At 59.2% G+C, this 16,418-nt stretch carries 14 protein-coding genes; 5 read left to right on the forward strand and 9 right to left on the reverse strand.

The window, feature by feature from the left end:
• Window positions 1-126 precede the first annotated feature (126 nt).
• The gene (locus tag FS804_RS14330; RefSeq protein ID WP_144577238.1) at window positions 127-669 is read left to right on the forward strand and encodes an adenine phosphoribosyltransferase; all 543 of its coding nucleotides are present in this window, start codon (window positions 127-129) and stop codon (window positions 667-669) included.
• Between the two features lie 49 nt (window positions 670-718).
• Here FS804_RS14330 and FS804_RS14335 read toward each other — a convergent pair whose 3' ends face one another.
• The 3 genes from FS804_RS14335 to ychF all read right to left on the reverse strand — a co-directional run bounded on the left by FS804_RS14335 (window position 719) and on the right by ychF (window position 3,075).
• Window positions 719-1,186: a MaoC family dehydratase gene (locus FS804_RS14335; RefSeq protein WP_144577240.1), complete on the reverse strand. Its 468-nt coding sequence runs from the start codon at window positions 1,184-1,186 to the stop codon at window positions 719-721.
• Window positions 1,183-1,656, reverse strand: a complete 474-nt coding sequence (locus FS804_RS14340) for a MaoC family dehydratase (RefSeq protein ID WP_063950682.1) — start codon at window positions 1,654-1,656, stop codon at window positions 1,183-1,185. Before FS804_RS14340 ends, FS804_RS14335 begins: the two co-directional genes overlap by 4 nt.
• A 315-nt stretch (window positions 1,657-1,971) precedes the next feature.
• Window positions 1,972-3,075, reverse strand: a complete 1,104-nt coding sequence (gene ychF / locus FS804_RS14345; RefSeq protein ID WP_063950805.1) for a redox-regulated ATPase YchF — start codon at window positions 3,073-3,075, stop codon at window positions 1,972-1,974.
• A 241-nt stretch (window positions 3,076-3,316) separates the two neighbouring features.
• On the opposite strand from ychF, the gene clpS reads away from it, so the two are divergent.
• Entirely contained in the window at window positions 3,317-3,628 is a 312-nt protein-coding gene (clpS, locus tag FS804_RS14350) for an ATP-dependent Clp protease adapter ClpS (RefSeq protein ID WP_006699463.1), read from the forward strand.
• A gap of 3 nt (window positions 3,629-3,631) precedes the next feature.
• On the opposite strand, the gene FS804_RS14355 is transcribed toward clpS, so the two are convergent.
• The 5 genes from FS804_RS14355 to FS804_RS14375 form a co-directional block, all read right to left on the reverse strand.
• Entirely contained in the window at window positions 3,632-4,084 is a 453-nt protein-coding gene (locus FS804_RS14355; RefSeq protein ID WP_144577242.1) for a GNAT family N-acetyltransferase, read from the reverse strand.
• A 6-nt stretch (window positions 4,085-4,090) separates the two neighbouring features.
• A complete protein-coding gene (gene pth / locus FS804_RS14360; RefSeq protein ID WP_063950680.1) occupies window positions 4,091-4,807 on the reverse strand; it encodes an aminoacyl-tRNA hydrolase in 717 nt (238 codons plus the stop codon).
• 87 nt (window positions 4,808-4,894) lie between these two features.
• Window positions 4,895-5,608, reverse strand: a complete 714-nt coding sequence (locus FS804_RS14365; protein WP_063950804.1) for an ABC transporter substrate-binding protein — start codon at window positions 5,606-5,608, stop codon at window positions 4,895-4,897.
• 16 nt (window positions 5,609-5,624) lie between these two features.
• On the reverse strand, window positions 5,625-8,012 hold the full coding sequence (locus FS804_RS14370) for an EAL domain-containing protein (RefSeq protein WP_144577244.1): 2,388 nt from the start codon (window positions 8,010-8,012) through the stop codon (window positions 5,625-5,627).
• A gap of 235 nt (window positions 8,013-8,247) precedes the next feature.
• A complete protein-coding gene (locus tag FS804_RS14375) occupies window positions 8,248-8,859 on the reverse strand; it encodes a 50S ribosomal protein L25/general stress protein Ctc (RefSeq protein ID WP_063950678.1) in 612 nt (203 codons plus the stop codon).
• 303 nt (window positions 8,860-9,162) lie between these two features.
• On the opposite strand from FS804_RS14375, the gene FS804_RS14380 reads away from it, so the two are divergent.
• From FS804_RS14380 to adh, 3 genes are all read left to right on the forward strand, one after another.
• Window positions 9,163-11,247, forward strand: coding sequence for a bifunctional diguanylate cyclase/phosphodiesterase (locus FS804_RS14380; protein WP_144577246.1), 2,085 nt, complete (start codon window positions 9,163-9,165; stop codon window positions 11,245-11,247).
• 103 nt (window positions 11,248-11,350) lie between these two features.
• Window positions 11,351-12,310, forward strand: a complete 960-nt coding sequence (locus tag FS804_RS14385; protein WP_063950676.1) for a helix-turn-helix domain-containing protein — start codon at window positions 11,351-11,353, stop codon at window positions 12,308-12,310.
• Window positions 12,311-12,484: 174 nt separating this feature from the next.
• On the forward strand, window positions 12,485-14,002 hold the full coding sequence (gene adh / locus FS804_RS14390) for an aldehyde dehydrogenase (RefSeq protein ID WP_112766604.1): 1,518 nt from the start codon (window positions 12,485-12,487) through the stop codon (window positions 14,000-14,002).
• A 138-nt stretch (window positions 14,003-14,140) separates the two neighbouring features.
• Here adh and FS804_RS14395 read toward each other — a convergent pair whose 3' ends face one another.
• The gene (locus FS804_RS14395; RefSeq protein ID WP_144577247.1) at window positions 14,141-16,405 is read right to left on the reverse strand and encodes a methyl-accepting chemotaxis protein; all 2,265 of its coding nucleotides are present in this window, start codon (window positions 16,403-16,405) and stop codon (window positions 14,141-14,143) included.
• Window positions 16,406-16,418: the final 13 nt, after the last annotated feature.

The following is a 16,418-nucleotide window of genomic DNA, read 5'->3' on the forward strand; positions in this document are numbered from 1 at the left end:
GCAGCCGCCGCTGTCAGATCGCGGCGGGAAAAGGGCGAATTTTCCTTTTTAGTTGGTCAACCGCCTTCAAATTGATAGGGTAGGCGATATCTTCTCATCGATTTTTCCCAATCAACTGGACATGCCATGACCGTCATTGCTTCGGAGCTTTCCGCTGCCATCCGCACCATTCCCGACTATCCGAAGCCGGGCATTATCTTCCGCGATATTACCACGCTGCTGGGAAATCCGCGGGCGTTCCGCCGGGCGGTGGATGAGCTCGTACAGCCTTACGCCGGGACGAAGATCGACAAGATCGCCGGCATGGAGGCGCGTGGCTTTATTCTCGGCGGCGCTGTGGCCCATCAGCTATCGGCTGGATTCGTGCCGATCCGCAAGAAGGGCAAGCTGCCGCATACCACCGTCCGCGTGGCCTACAGTCTTGAATACGGCGTCGATGAGATGGAAATGCATGTCGATGCGGTACAGCCGGGTGAAAAGGTTATCCTGGTCGATGATTTGATTGCGACCGGCGGCACCGCCGAAGGCGCGGTCAAGCTCTTGCGGCAGATGGGCGCCGAGATTGTTTCCGCCTGCTTCGTGATCGATCTGCCCGATCTCGGCGGCCGCAAAAAGCTGGAAGACCTTGGCGTGGACGTGCGCACGCTGGTGGAGTTTTCGGGTCACTGAAGGCAGCCGAGATAGGCAATGGCAAAGCCATTCCCTTCACGGCCTCGCCTCATTCGAACTCCAGAACGCTGCTCTGAAAAGTCAGCACTGTTTCGCCAGACTGGTTCACGCCTTCGTTGAACGTTGTGTTGAGCCATATCCCGGGTCTGGATTCGAGCGGACGGGCATCGAGCAGTGTGACGAAATAGGTAACGTCGTCGCCGGCGTAGACGGGCTTTTTCCATTTCAGATCGCGGAAACCCGGCGATGGGCCGAGCTTCGGCGGTTCGAGGCCTTCCAGTTTCAGCCTCTTCACCTCTTTTGCCCAGTGCGACAGAAAGCTTTTCATCCAACCCGCGCCCGTGTGCCAGCCAGAGGCACACAGGCCGCCCAGAACGCTGTGTTTGGCGGCTTCAGCATCGAGGTGAAACGGTTGTGGATCGAAATCGCGGGCGAAGCGAACAATGTCTTCGGCGGAAAAATGCAGCGTTTCGAGGGTGACGCGCTCGCCGATCGGGGAAAGTTCTGCGAGCCTCATGCCGCCACTCCCCCATTTTTGCGCATCAGAAACATGACGGTGTTTTCGCCATGTGAGACCAGGACGCCATGCTGGTTGTAAAGCTCGTGACGCAGTTTTACGAGGCCGATGCCCGGGCGTGAGGCGGAAGGGCGCTGTTCCAGCACGATCGATTTGCCCGAAAGCGTGTCCCCGGCCAGAACCGGCTTCTTCCAGTCGACATAATCGATGCCGGGGCTGCCCTGTGACGTCGAATCCGAGATATAGCTGTCGGCCATCATCCGCATTAACAGGCTACAGGTATGCCAGCCCGAAGCAGCCAGCCCGCCAAGAATGCTCTGGCGGCCTGCTTCCTCGGAGAGATGCATGGGCTGGGGGTCAAATTCGCTGGCGAAAGCGATGATCTGCTCTGCCGAAAGCGATTGCGGGCCAAGCGGAAATTCCCGCCCTACGGTGAAATCCTCGTAAGCATAGGTCACGACCGGCGCCATGGTTTCCTCCCTTCGCACAGTCAAAGTCGGCGTATCTAAGAGGATTTTTCCCTTTACGTAAAGGTCAAATATGCGGTGCAGCTCGCTTCTTTTGGGAGAGGCTGGAGCGGACGAATGCTACTTGTCGCCTTCTCCCCGAGGGGGAGAAGGTCGCGGCAGCGGGATGAGGGGGCGAGGGTCATTATATCAGGAGAGCTTGCCCTCTCATCCGACCCTTGTGGCCAGTATCTCTCCCCGGAGTAGAAGAGACAGGCGGCAATGTTCCGTTCTTGGGTACATCAGGGAAGCGACCGGCCTTTCCCGCGAAGGGCCTCATCAGGTGTTGAAGCGGAAGTGGATGACGTCGCCGTCCTGAACCACATATTCCTTGCCTTCGTCACGGGCCTTGCCAGCTTCCTTCGCGCCGACTTCGCCCTTGAAGGCAACATAGTCGTTATAGGCGATGGTGTTGGCGCGGATGAAGCCGCGTTCGAAATCGGAGTGGATGACGCCGGCCGCCTGCGGGGCCTTGGTGCCGCGCTCGATGGTCCAGGCGCGGCACTCCTTCGGGCCGACGGTGAAATAGGTGATGAGATCGAGCAGCTTGTAGCCGGCACGGATCAGGCGGTCGAGGCCCGCTTCTTCGAGGCCGAGGGCGGAAAGGAATTCCTTCGCCTCTTCGTCGGGAAGCTGTGCGACCTCGGATTCGATTGCAGCGGAGATGATGACGGTCTCGGCACCCTGGGCCTTGGCCATGTCTGCGACGGCGCGGGTGTGCTCATTGCCATCGACTGCATCGCCTTCTGCGACGTTGCAGACATAGAGGACCGGGTGCGCCGTCAGGAGGTTGAGGCCCTGAAGGATGCGCAGCTCTTCGGCATCGAGCGTGGAGAGCAGGGTGCGGACCGGCTTGCCTTCGTTGAGAAGCTTCAGCGATGCTTCCATCAGCGGCAGCTGCGCCAGCGATTCCTTATCCTTGCCGGTGGCGCGCTTGCGGGTCTGTTCCGTGCGGCGCTCGAGGCTTTCGAGGTCTGAGAGCATCAGCTCGGTCTCGATCGTTTCGGCGTCGGCGACCGGGTTGATGCGGCCTTCGACGTGTGTGATGTCATCATCCTCGAAGCAGCGCAGGACGTGCACGACGGCATCGACTTCGCGAATGTTGGCGAGGAACTGGTTGCCGAGGCCTTCACCCTTGGAGGCGCCGCGCACCAGGCCGGCGATATCGACGAAGGAGATGCGGGTGGGGATGATTTCCTTTGAGCCGGCGATGTCGGCAAGGATTTTCATGCGCGCATCCGGAACCGCCACTTCGCCCGTGTTCGGCTCGATGGTGCAAAAGGGATAGTTGGCGGCCTGCGCCGCGGCTGTTTTTGTCAGCGCGTTGAAGAGAGTGGACTTGCCGACATTTGGCAATCCAACGATACCGCATTTGAAGCCCATGGCTTGAAACCTGTCCGTTTGAAAGAATTCGTTGAGGAGCCTTTTGCGGAAACGGCAGGGCAAGGTCAAGCCCGCGGGCCGATTTGTGCGGCCAAAGCCCCTTTAATGGCGCGGAATTTCGGGCAGGGTTGCCGATGCCGCGGTTGCGGCGCAATATGAGCGGGTCAAGCGATCGATCTTTCGTCATCAACGGGGTTTTCCCATGAGCAACCGCGATGAACGGCAGGCACGAGCGGCCATGATGAGTGACAGTCCTGTCGATCTCAAACCAAAACCAAAGGTCAAGCCCAAGCTGGAGCGGCCAAAGCTCTACAAGGTCATTCTGCTGAACGACGACTACACGCCGCGTGAATTCGTGACCGTCGTGCTGAAAGCCGTCTTCCGCATGAGCGAGGAGGCCGGTCACCGGGTGATGATGACGGCGCATCGCTTCGGCAGCGCGGTGGTTGTCGTCTGTGAGCGGGATATCGCCGAGACGAAAGCCAAGGAAGCGACCGACCTTGGCAAGGAGGCGGGATTTCCGCTGATGTTCACCACCGAGCCGGAAGAGTGAACGTCACTCCTGCCGGATTTGAAAACCCGTCTTGTTCTGCACGAAGCCGCAGCTTTCGTAAAAGCCGTGAACCTCGGGATTCTGCCTGCCGGTGAGCAGCATGACCTTATAGCAGTTCGCCGCAAAGGCCGCCTCGACGGCATGGCGCACGACCGCGCGGCCATATCCGCGGCCGCGACGGTTTTCGAGTGTCACCACGTTTTCGATAAGGGCATAGGGACGGGCGGCGCGCGTGAGGTTTGGAACGATCTGTAGCGTGGCCGTGGCGACCGCGTTCCCGCCTTCGGTCGCAAGAAAAATGGAGAGCCCCGGCTGGGCCAGGATGGCGGCGAACGCCGTATCCGCTTCTTCTGCCGACATGTCTCGGTCGGCCGGATTGAGCGCACGATAAAGTTCAAGCAATCCAGCGAGGTCGTCGCGCTCCACCTCTCGCAAGACGACGGTGTCAGGTGACATTGATCATCAATCCTTCTTGCCGAACATGCGCTTCAGCATCTCGGCCATCGGCCCGGTTTCCGGCAGCTTTTTCGGCTGGGCGCTGTTACGCGCCTGATGGATATGGGACTGCGCAGCGGGCCTGGCTGCCTTGGCCGGCTTCTCGGCTTCGGGCTTGCTGCCCGTGGCCAGCGCCAGCTTGTTCATCAGCTGGGAATCCTCAGCCTTCACCAGCATGGAGGCGTTGTCGGCGATCGCGTCGAGCAGCGGCTCCAGCCATGTCTTGTCGGCCTTGGCAAAATCGCCGAGCACATGGCCGTGCACCCGTTCCTTGTCGCCGGGATGTCCTATGCCGAGGCGCAGGCGGCGGTACTCCTTGCCGCAATGGGCGTCGAGGGATTTCAGGCCATTATGACCGCCATGCCCGCCACCCGTCTTGATGCGGGCGCGGCCGGCCGGCAAGTCCAGTTCGTCATGGATGGCGATGATATCCGCGGGCGAAAGCTTGTAGAAGCGCATGGCTTCGCCAACCGATTCACCGGAAAGGTTCATGTAGGTCAGCGGCTTCATCAGCAGGATTTTTTCGCCGGCGATGTCGCCCTCGGAGATCTCCGCCTTGAATTTCCGAGACCAGGGCGCAAAGGAGGGCAGGCGCTGCAACGCATCGACAGCCATGAAGCCGATGTTATGACGGTTTCCGGCGTATTGCGCGCCGGGATTACCAAGTCCTGCGATGATCTTCATGGGGCTTGTCCGCGTTTTGCCTGATGATGGTGTTGTCACCATCCCGAAAACCGCCGGCTGTCAATCTTTTTGTGCCTGCGAAAGGTATCAGGGGCTGATGAGATCGTAGCGGTCGAAGATTTTCTGCTGCGTTCCATCGGCGATCAACTGGTCTAGTCGCGTCTGCAATCTGGCAATGATCTCGTCCGGGACGCTCTTGTTGCAGGCGAGCCCGAGCTGTTGTCGCGCAAGCGTTATCACCTCGCTGAAGGTGTCGGCGGGCAGGCTTTTGAACGTGCTTTCAGACATGGGCATCAGATCGATGCGGCCGGCTGCCAGCTTGTGGAAGGTGATTTCGAAATCCGCGCCGACATCCACCTGCGGGAAGCCGAGCTTTTGCAGAAGGGCTTCGGTGTAATCTCCACGCTGGGTTCCGACGCGATATTTTTTCGCGTCCTCGAGAGTGGCAGCCTGGATGTTTGCCTTGCGGCGGGCGACAAGCACGTTGCGATCGGTGTGAATGGGGGCAACCCATTTGAACAGGTTTTCCCGTTCCGGCGTCCTTGCGGTGGCGAAAACGCAGTGCATCGGTTGGGTCGTTGCCAATGCGATGGCCCGTGCCCAAGGCATGACCGTAACCTCGTAATCCGTTTTGGTCTGCTCGAGCACGATCTTCAGCTGATCGAAATAGACGCCGCGCACGCTGCCATCACTGGCCTGGACATTATAAGGCGGGTAGACCTCGGTTGTCAGAAACAGTTTGTCTGCGTTTGCCGGCGTGGTGAGAGCAAGAAAGATCAGGCAGGTGCGGATCAATCTCATGACATTCCCCAATGTTTCAGGCTTGCCGGGCGGCAATGCGATTTTGATCGGTGATCTCACCCAGACCGGCGATCAGCTTATCGAGAGGCTGCGGCCGGGCGAAGAGGTAACCCTGGCCAAAATCCGCGCCAATCTTGGTCAGAAGTTGCTTCTGCTCCTCGGTTTCGATGCCCTCTGCGATGACGGTGCAGTTCATCTTGTGCGAGATGGCCGCGATACCTTCGACCAGCATGCGGCTGCGTTGCCGGATTTCCGGTCCGTCGTCGCAGATAGAACGGGTAAAGGATTGATCGATCTTGACGATATCGACCGGGAAGCGGCTGAGATAGCTCAGCGACGAGTAACCCGTTCCGAAGTCGTCGAGCGCGATGCGGCAACCGAGCTGATGGATGGCATTGAGGATCGCCCGGATCTGCGGATCGTTTTTCATGATGACCGCTTCGGTGATCTCGATCACAAGGCGGGCGGGAACGATGCCGTGGCGGTGAAGGACACCCGCGATGCGTGTCGGTAGGCCCGGTTCGAATTGCAGCGGCGAAACATTGACGGCGACATAGGTCTGCTCCATGCCAGGCAGGTGCGAAAGCCTCGCGAGATTGGCGATCGCCTGATCGAGGATGACATTGCCGATACGCTGAATAGTGCCGTTTTCTTCTGCAAGACGGACGATGGTCGCCGGGGAAAGCAACCCTTTTTCCGGATGATTGAGACGCAGCAGCGCCTCGAAACCTGTCGTGCGGCCAGTGCCAAGGTTCTGTATCGGCTGGAAATAAGCCTCGAACCAATCGTCGGACAGCGCCTGGGCAATGTCGCGCTCCAACTCCGCATGTTCGCGGGCACGATCCATGATCGAGCTGTCGAAGACCTGCGAGCCGTTCTTGCCCATGCGTTTGCGGGTATACATCGCCATATCGGCATTTTGCAGGAGTTCCGAGGCGCTTGACGCGTGCAACGGATAGACGGCCATGCCGATGCTGGCGCTGATGCGAATGCTGTTATTGTCGATCTCGAAGGGTGTATCGAGCATGGCGCCGATGCGTTCGCAGAACTGCCGCGCGCGCTCTTCCACCTTTTCGCCGGCGAGCAGTATAGCAAATTCGTCGCCGCCCAGACGCGATGCGCTGTCGAGCGGCGTCAGAAGTGGCTCCAGTTTTGCGGTGAACTGTTTGAGCACGGCATCACCGGCGGCATGGCCGAGATTGTCGTTGATGGCTTTGAAGCGGTCGAGATCGATAAACAGGCAGGCGAGTTCGCTGCCGTTTTGGTCCGCATCGCGGATTTGCAGATCGAGAATCCCCTCAAAGCCCTGTCGGTTGAACAGGCCGGTCAGATGGTCGGAAATCGCCTGCTGGCGGTTGCGCTTTTCCGACTGGCGCAATTCGGTGACGTCGGTCATGACGCAGAGACAGGTGCTCTGATGGGCCGCATCGCTGGAATGGAGAGCCTTTTCCAGGACAAGCGCGTCCATGACGCTGCCGTCCATGCACCGAAAACGCACGGTAATGCCGTTGTGTGACGCATCGGGCAAGGGGTGCGCCGTCCTGCGCTGCTGGAACAGGAGCCGGTCATCGGGGTGGATAAGATCGGCAAAATTCAGGCCGAGTATCCGGCTGCGGTCGTAGCCCGTTGCCTGTATCCAATAATCGCTGACGGCGGCGATGCGGTCATGACTATCCAGCGAGAACAGCATGGCCGGCGTACGGTTGTAGATTTCCGTCTTGCGGGCGTGGGCATTCTTGATTTCCAGCTCTTCCTTTTCGAGCTGGGACTGCATTTCGTTGAAGCTTTTCGCGAGTCGGCCGATTTCGTCCTTCGAACGCCAGTCGACGTGATGGCGAGAACCTAGCCGCCGTGTCGCCTCTATCGCGGCCGCCAGCCGCATCAGCGGACGGATCACCATGAAGCGATTGCCGGCGATGGCTGCAATAACGATGGTGACGACGGCCACGATGAAAATCGTGATGAAAGCCAGTTCGGTGCGGCTCAGGGAGGTCAAAAGGCCAACGTCGTCGTAATAAACGGTCAGCAGCCCCACGGTAACGACGCCCTTGGTCGTCTTGTAGGTGACCTCACGGCTCGTCGAGGCGGCGTCCTGGATGACGTCGCTGCCGGCGGTCTGGATGATGTCGAGCTGGCCGGACGTGTCCTTGACCTCGACCATGCGGATCATGGGGTCGGAAACGAGGGTGCCGGTAATCTGGTTGATGGTGTCGTCATCCAGATCCCACAGCGGCCGGGCAAGCGCCTGCGCATTGGTGGAGAGGAGGATTTCGAGATGGTTGCGCTGGCTGCGAATGGCTTCATGGTAGGAAAGCGTCAGCAAAAGCGTAAAGAGCGGTGCGACCACTGTGAGAAGTGCGCCGGAAACAATCGCGATAAAGCGGCTTTCGACGGAATGAGCCATGTTAAATTGCAGTTACCCCTTGCCCCAGACTTGCTGCGCCGCGTTTTCTTCCGTCTGGAGATTGCACGGCAGCGCAAGGGTATCGTTTCACGGAAGTGTTAATCGACGCTGAAACGGCCCGCCCATCATGGCTGGGCGGCAAGCTTTCTGGAATTAAAGTTCATAAAAACTAAAAGGCCCGTTCCGAAACCGGAACGGGCCCAATCTTATAATCTGCAAGCCTTGCGGCCGCTGATTATTCCTCGGAAGCTTCTTCAGCTGCGGCTTCTTCTTCAACGCCAGCTGCCGGAGCAACGATCGTTGCGATCGTGAAGTCACGGTCAGCGATAACAGGCGTGATGTTCTTCGGCAGCTTGACGTTCGAGATGTGAACGCTGTCGCCGATCTTCAGGCCGGAGAGGTCAACCGTGATGGCTTCCGGAATGTCGTTGGCCGGGCAGTGGAATTCCACCGTGTGGCGAACGATGTTCAGAACGCCGCCGATCTTGATGTCCGACTTTTCTTCGTTTTCGAAGTGAACCGGAATTTCGACGTTGACGAGCGTGTTGCCCGAGACGCGCAGGAAGTCGACATGCATGGTGAAGTCGCGGACCGGATCAAGCTGGTAATCCTTCGGGAGAACCTTGATCTTCTTGCCGTCGACGTCGATCGTCGCAACCGTCGTCATGAAACCGCCAGCGTGGATACGCTTGGTGACTTCGTTGGTCGAGAGCGCGATGGAAATGGGGGCCTGCTTGTCACCATAGATGACAGCCGGAATCAAACCGTTGCGGCGAAGTTCACGAGAGGACCCCTTACCAACTCGTTCGCGCGCCTCGGCCTTGAGCTCATACGATTCTTTGCTCATGGCAATTCCTTTCGAGGTTATATGGAGAGTTCATGCCCGCGGGCGCTGAACTGGGGAGGCGCCAGGCACCATCCCACCCGCGTTGCCTCCAAGGGTGTCTACACGGGTGCGGGCGCTATAATACAAACGGCAGACAAAGACAAGAGTGGCCGGGTTTTGGCTGCTGCCGCTTTGTAATTTTATTAGAATTATCTAATTCACTCGCCTGTTGCAATTTTTAATATGTGCTTATCCATGCACATAAACCGGGTGAAAACTTGGCAACTGATAAGGCTATGCGCAACTCCAATCGCGTAGATCCCAATGCTCAAAGTTCTCCAGTGCCTTACCGTCGATCACGACTACAGATACACCGTTGCAGCGGTGGTTGTCTGCATGCTCGGAAGCTTCGTTTCGATGCGGCTTTTTTCGAGAGCGCGCCTGGCGACGGGGGTGCAGAAGGTCAACTGGCTGTTTCTGGCGGGCGTCAATGGCGGTGCGGCGATATGGACCACCCATTTCGTGGCGATGCTGGGCTATGTCGCGGCGGGCGAGGTGGGCTACGATCCTTATCTCACGGGTCTTTCGCTTCTGATTGCCATCTCCACGACAACAGCGGGTTTCGGCATTTCCGCCTATGGCGGGCGTAGCGTGATGGTGGAGGCCGGTGGTGTTATTCTTGGCCTCGGCATCGCGGCCATGCATTATACCGGCATGGCGGCCTATAATGTGCAAGGCATGATCGTCTGGGATCGGGCCTACGTCATCGCCTCGCTGGTGCTGGGGGCGGTGCTCGGCGCGCTCGCGGTCAATCGCATCGCCCGGCCACTCAACCGCTTCTGCCAATATGGCGGAGTGACATTTCTCATCCTGGCGATTGCCTCGATGCACTATACAGGCATGGCTTCCATGTCCTTCGCCTTTGACCCGCGCGTCGTCATTCCGGAGAATCTGCTGCCGCCGGCCATCATGGGCGGGGGCGCAATCGCCGTGACGCTGCTGCTTCTGGCGCTCGGGCTCTCGACCTATGTGATCGATGCCCAGTCCACCCAGCAGGCGGTTGCGCGCTATCGCCACCTCTCCCTGCACGATCCGCTGACCGGTATCCCAAATCGTGCGGCTTTCATCGAACATCTCAACCGCCGCACCCGCCATATCTCGCTCGGCGCGCATACGGCGCTTCTGTCCATCGATCTCAACCGCTTCAAGGAAATCAACGACGTGCATGGTCATGCGGCCGGTGACGCCGTGCTGCGCGCCATCGCCGACCGGGCGAGTTCCGTGTTGAAGGATGGCGAATTCCTGGCGCGCATGGGCGGCGATGAATTCGTGGCGATGACGCATTCCTATTATGTCAGGGCAGACGGTGCAGAATTCGCGCAACGGCTGATCGAGCAGATCAGCAGACCCGTGGAGTGGAACGGCCAGACATTTTCGGTTGGCGCAAGTGTGGGCATATCGGTGCGCAATTCCAGCTCCATCGATGCCGACACGCTGATGGCGCAGGCCGATGTTGCCATGTACCGGGCAAAAAGCGGCATCTCGGACACGATCTGCTTCTATGACAAATCCATGGACGAGGCTGCGCGGGAGCGGAATGCGCTTGCCGTCGCCATGCGCAGCGGTCTCGCCAATAACGAATTCGAGCTTTATTACCAGCAGCAGAACGATACCAGGAGTGGCAGCATCGTCGGTTTCGAGGCGCTCCTGCGCTGGAAACACCCGGGACGCGGCATGATTTCGCCGGTCGAGTTCATTCCCATTGCCGAACAGACCGGCTTCATCGTTGAGTTGGGCGAGTGGGTTCTCAGAGAAGCCTGCGCGCAGGCTGCGCGGTGGAAAAAATCGCTCACCATCGCCGTTAACGTGGCGCCGCAGCAGCTCGCGGATAATGAGTTCCCCGACAAGGTCGAGAAAATTCTCGCCGAGACCGGGCTTGCGCCGGAACGGCTGGAGCTCGAAATCACGGAAGGCAGCATCATTGCCGACCATCGCCACGCCCTTGTTACCATTCGCAAGCTCAAGTCGCTCGGTGTCAAGATCGCCATGGATGACTATGGCACGGGCTACTCCTCACTTTCGACCCTGCAAAGCTTCCCGTTCGACAAGATCAAGATCGACCGCGCTTTCATCGATGGTCTCTCGACCAATGCGCAGTCCGAAGCGATCGTTCGCTCGACGCTCATTCTGGCGCATAGCCTCAATATTCCGGTGCTGGCTGAAGGGGTGGAGACGATGGCTCACGTTGAGTTTCTCCGGCGGGAGGGTTGCCTGCAGGTGCAGGGATTCTTCTTCGGCAAGCCCGGTCCGCTCACCTCCATCGCCAATCTCGTGGACGATACTTTCCTGTCTGCCGAGGACGAAACCGAAGCGGCCTCTGACCGGCGATATCTGAAGGCTGCACGATAATCCCTTTCGCGCCCGCTCAGGTGCCGCGCACCGGCCGCAAAGTTTTTAGTTGAAACGTCGACGCTTCCAGCGCACCATCGCACAAAAGCTTTGGGAGGAGCGCATGCCGACAGACATCGCCCATGCGGAACGCGTGTATGAAACCGCACGCCATCGTTCCGCCGCCGCAAGTTCTCCGATTGTCGCCTCGTGGCGGCGTTGCATGGTCAAGCACCGGCTCGCGCCAGAGGAAAACCGCAAGCCGATTTTTTTGAGCGAGGCGGAATTTCGCCGTGCCCGTGAAAGCGCTGCCGGCCTGATTGCCGAAAGTACCGATGAGCTGGACCGGATTTTCCACAGTGTCGGCAAATCCGGCTGCTGCCTGCTTTTGACGGACGCGCAGGGCGTCGCGCTGGAGCGGCGTGGGGCCGCGGGAGACGATCGCGATTTCCGTTCGCTCGGCCTCTGGTCGGGAGCCGTGTGGAGCGAGGAAAGTGTCGGCACCAACGGTATCGGCACGGCCCTCGTCGACGAGCGTTCGGTTGTGGTCTATCGCGACCAGCATTTCTTCACCTCAAATACCGAACTCTGCTGCACCACCGCGCCCATTCGCGACCATACCGGCCGGGTGACGGGCGCGCTTGATATTTCCACCTGCCGCGACGACATCAACGAGATGACCTTCTCCTTCGTCACGCAGGCGGTGAAGGACGCGGCGCAACGCATCGAAGGCAATCTCTTCCGCCGTGCTTTTCCGGGTGCGCGCATCGTGGTCGTGCCGAGCGGCTTCGGAACGGCGCTTTCGCTGCTTGCCGTGGATCAGGACGATCTCGTGCTCGGCGCAACCCGCGCCGCACGCCTTGCGCTGAAGCTCGATGATATAAGGATCGCACAGGGTGTGCCGGCTGCGGATATTTTGCAGGAACAGCGCCATGACAGCGGTTCCGACCTTGCGGAAGCGGAACGCTCGGCGCTTCGCCGCGTGTTGTCGCGCACCAACGGCAATGTCACGCAGGCTGCCTCGCTGCTCGGCATCAGCCGCGCGACACTTCACCGCAAAATGAAGAAGTTCGACGTCCATTGAGGATTGCAGACCCCGTTTTCTGGCCGAATGTGCCAGAGAACGGCGGCTCTGTCGCAGATGTGAGACAATGTGCGCTGCGGAACCGCGCCGCCCCTCTACCGAACCGTATCATCTAGGCTCACCTTTCTCCCATGCGGTCCGCTCAGGATCGTTTTCATCAGGGAGGATGAAATTATGAATATTCAGGTTCAGCAGAAAGCGGGCGAAGCGCCCTTCAAGCTGAAATACGGCAATTACATCGGCGGCAAATGGGTGGAGCCGAAATCCGGCCGCTACATGGATAACCTATCGCCGGTGACCGGCCACAAGATTTGCGAAGTGCCGCGTTCGGATGCCGCCGACATCGAATTCGCGCTGGACGCGGCCCATAAAGCCCGCGACAAATGGGGCAAGACCAGCATAACCGAGCGTTCCAACATCCTGCTCAAGATCGCCCAGCGGATCGAAGACAATCTAGACCTTATCGCCCGGGCTGAAACCTGGGATAATGGCAAGCCGCTACGTGAAACCACCAATGCGGATATTCCGCTTGCGATCGATCACTTCCGCTATTTCGCGGGCTGCATCCGCGCCCAGGAAGGCACGATCGGCGAAATCGATAACGATACCGTCGCCTATCACTTCCATGAACCACTCGGTGTCGTCGGCCAGATCATCCCGTGGAACTTCCCGATCCTGATGGCCGCGTGGAAACTTGCACCGGCTCTTGCTGCGGGCAATTGCGTCGTGCTGAAGCCGGCCGAACAGACACCGGCCTCCATACTCATCGTGATGGAGCTGATCGAAGATTTGCTGCCGCCCGGCGTCCTCAACATCGTCAACGGCACCGGCCTTGAAGCTGGCAAGCCGCTGGCCCAGAGCAACCGCATCGCCAAGATCGCCTTTACCGGCTCTACCTCGGTCGGCAAGGAAATCATGCGGTATGCGGCCGACAACGTGACCAACATCACGCTCGAGTTGGGCGGCAAATCGCCGAATATCTTCTTTGCCGATGTGATGAATGAGGACGATGCCTTCCTCGACAAGGCGCTCGAAGGTTTTGCCTTCTTCGCACTGAACCAGGGTGAGGTCTGCACCTGCCCATCCCGCGCGCTGGTGCATGAATCGATCTATGACCGGTTCATGGAAAAGGCGATCAAGCGCGTGCAGGCCATCAGCCAGGACGATCCGCTCAACCCGTCGACGATGCTGGGCGCACAGGCCTCGCAGGAACAGTTCGACAAGATCATGAGCTATCTGGAGATCGGCAAGAAGGAAGGCGCCAAAGTTTTGACTGGCGGTGATCGCAAGACGCTGTCGGGTGATCTAAAAGACGGTTATTATATTCAGCCAACTGTTTTTGAGGGCAACAACAAGATGCGGATTTTCCAGGAGGAAATCTTCGGTCCTGTCGTTTCTGTCACCACCTTCAAGACAGTGGAGGAGGCGCTCGAAATCGCCAATGACACGGTTTACGGTCTCGGCGCAGGTGTCTGGAGCCGTGACACCAATATCGCTTACCGCGCCGGGCGGGGCATCGAAGCGGGTCGCGTGTGGACGAATTGCTATCACGTCTATCCGGCGGGTGCTGCGTTTGGTGGTTACAAGCAGTCCGGCATCGGTCGCGAGACCCACAAGATGATGCTCGATCATTACCAGCAGACCAAGAACCTGCTCGTCTCTTACAGCCCGAACAAGGTCGGCTTCTTCTGAGGTTCTCCCCGGAAGCCGGCGAGGGTATGGTGCCAGGTCGCCGGCGTGTTCCCAGGGGCTTCTGCTCCTGGGAACCCGGATCGGAGTTAAGGCAAAGCAAAAGGCCGGAGGATTTCACCTCCGGCCTTTTGTTGAAGCTTATGCTGCGTAACGCTGGTCCTGCGGGCGGGTATGACCAACCGAGAATTGGGCAACCTGTTCGGTGAGGCCGTCAGCTTCACTTGCCAGCGAGAAGGCCGATGCCGTCGTTTCTTCCACCATCGCGGCATTCTGCTGCGTGACATGGTCGAGTTCGTTGACAGAGGCGTTGATCTCGCTGAGGCGGCCGGATTGTTCGCGCGATGCCGTGGCGATTTCCCCGATCTGGTCGTTGACCGACTGGATGCGCTTCTGGATTTGCTCGAGGCTTTCACCGGTCTTCAACACCAGCGCCACGCCGCTTTCCACATCGCCGGCGGAGGTGGCGATCAGCGTCGTGATGTCACGGGCGGCGGCTGCCGATTTCTGAGCCAGTTCGCGAACCTCCTGCGCCACGACCGCAAAGCCCTTTCCGGCTTCCCCGGCACGGGCGGCTTCCACGCCTGCATTCAGCGCCAAAAGGTTGGTCTGGAAGGCAATCTGGTCAATGACGTCGATGATCTGGCGGATTTTGGCCGACGAGGTCTCGATGCGCTCCATGGCGACGATCGCTTCTTTAACGACTGCCGTGGACTTGTGGGCGTCCTGCATCGTGCCCGCCGTGGCCTCGACGGCGACATTGCAGCGCGATAGCGAAACGTTTACAGCCTGTGTCATGTCAGCGAGCGCGGCGGCCGCTTCTTCAAGGGCCGCGGCCTGACGTTCGGTGCGCCGCGACAGGTCTTCCGATGCGCTCTTCAATTCGCCGGAGCCGGAACGGATGGCGTTCGCGCTTTCGCCGATATTGGCGATCGTCGCTTCCAGTCCGGCCATGGAATTGTTGAAGTCGATGCGCAGGTGATCGAGCGACGGCACGAAGGATTTCTCGATGCGAAGATCAAGCCTGCCGGCGGCAAGATTGGCAAGACCGGTCGCGAGTGCATCGACCGCTTCTTCCAGTTCCTTTGCGCTTCGCGCCTTTTCCATTTCGCGCTGGGCGCGTTCCTCGTCCAGTTCTTCGCCCTTGCGATGGGCTTCTTCTTCCATACGCTGCTTGTCAAGAATGCCCTGGCGGAAGGATTCCAGCGCGCGCGCCATGGTGCCGATTTCATCGCCGCGGGAAACGGCCTTGATCTCGATGTTGTTCTCGCCGCCGTTGAGGCGTTCCATCAATCCGGCAAGCCCGGTTAACGGTTTGGTGAGGCTGGCGGACACGAAAATGCCAATCAGCGTCATGATCGCCAGCACCGCCAGCGTTGCGGCGGTCGCCCAGAAAGCGAGATCATTGGCAGCTGCCAGAACCTTGCTCTCCTGCTGGCCGATCGCCAGGAGATGCTTCTGGCCAAAGACGGTGACGGGGCGGTAGGCATAGAAAATGTTGCCGGCAGACGTCTTGGCCAGCACCATTCCGGCGTCGTTTGCGCCCGCCAGCGCCGCGAGATTTTTGGAAACGGCGGCGTCCGGGCCGCCGGACAGCACACCGGCGCGGCGTTTGCCTTCAGTGCTCAGAAGGACCGCGTCATCGATGGATTTTCCGGTTTCCTCGGGCGTGACGACGGCGCCGATACGATCCGCCGAGATGCGCATGACGACGGCGCCCTTGCGCTGCAACTGACCCCAGTTAGAGACGGCGAGCGGCATGCCGACCATGGCTGAATCATTCTCGCCGCCGCTGAAACCAGTGGTGCTGATGACGCCGTCCTTACCGGCTTCGATGCGCTGGAAAAGGTCCTTGAGGGCCGCGTTCTGCGGTTCCGCCACGTTGGTCAGGAAGTTCTTTCCCTTGGTCACGGAGTAAATGATGAGGCCATTCTTGTCGATCACGTAGATGTCGCTGACGCGGGTGTTGCGCCAGACGCTGGCAATGGCGGCGTTGATGGTCGCGTGGCGAATGGCATAAAGCAGTCGCAGTCCCTCGCCATTGAAGGAGGCGCGTTCTTCCTCCGAAACACCGTCGCGGCGAAACGCTTCGATGATGGCGTCTTTTTCCGTCGGCACGACAGTCGTCATCGTTTCGAGCGCCTGCGCAATTGCGGCATTCTGCGACAGTTCGGAAATGCTCTGCTCGACGCGCAGCGTATAGGCGTCGAGTTGCTTGGACTGGTTTCCTGCAACCGTGTCGAGCCTGATTTCGCTGGCGTCGATCAGTCCTGATTTGCCCATCTCATAGGACAGCAGCCCCACGGACAGGCAGGAAACGAGCGTTGCGCCCGTTACAAGCGCTGCAAATTTTGCCTTGATGGACAATGATTTAGTTTTGACAGCAGTCGGATTCACACCCGGCATCCTGTTTCCTCCC

Origin of the sequence: Agrobacterium sp. DE0009, from assembly GCF_007680755.1 — a bacterium.
Classification (GTDB): domain Bacteria; phylum Pseudomonadota; class Alphaproteobacteria; order Rhizobiales; family Rhizobiaceae; genus Agrobacterium; species Agrobacterium tumefaciens_B.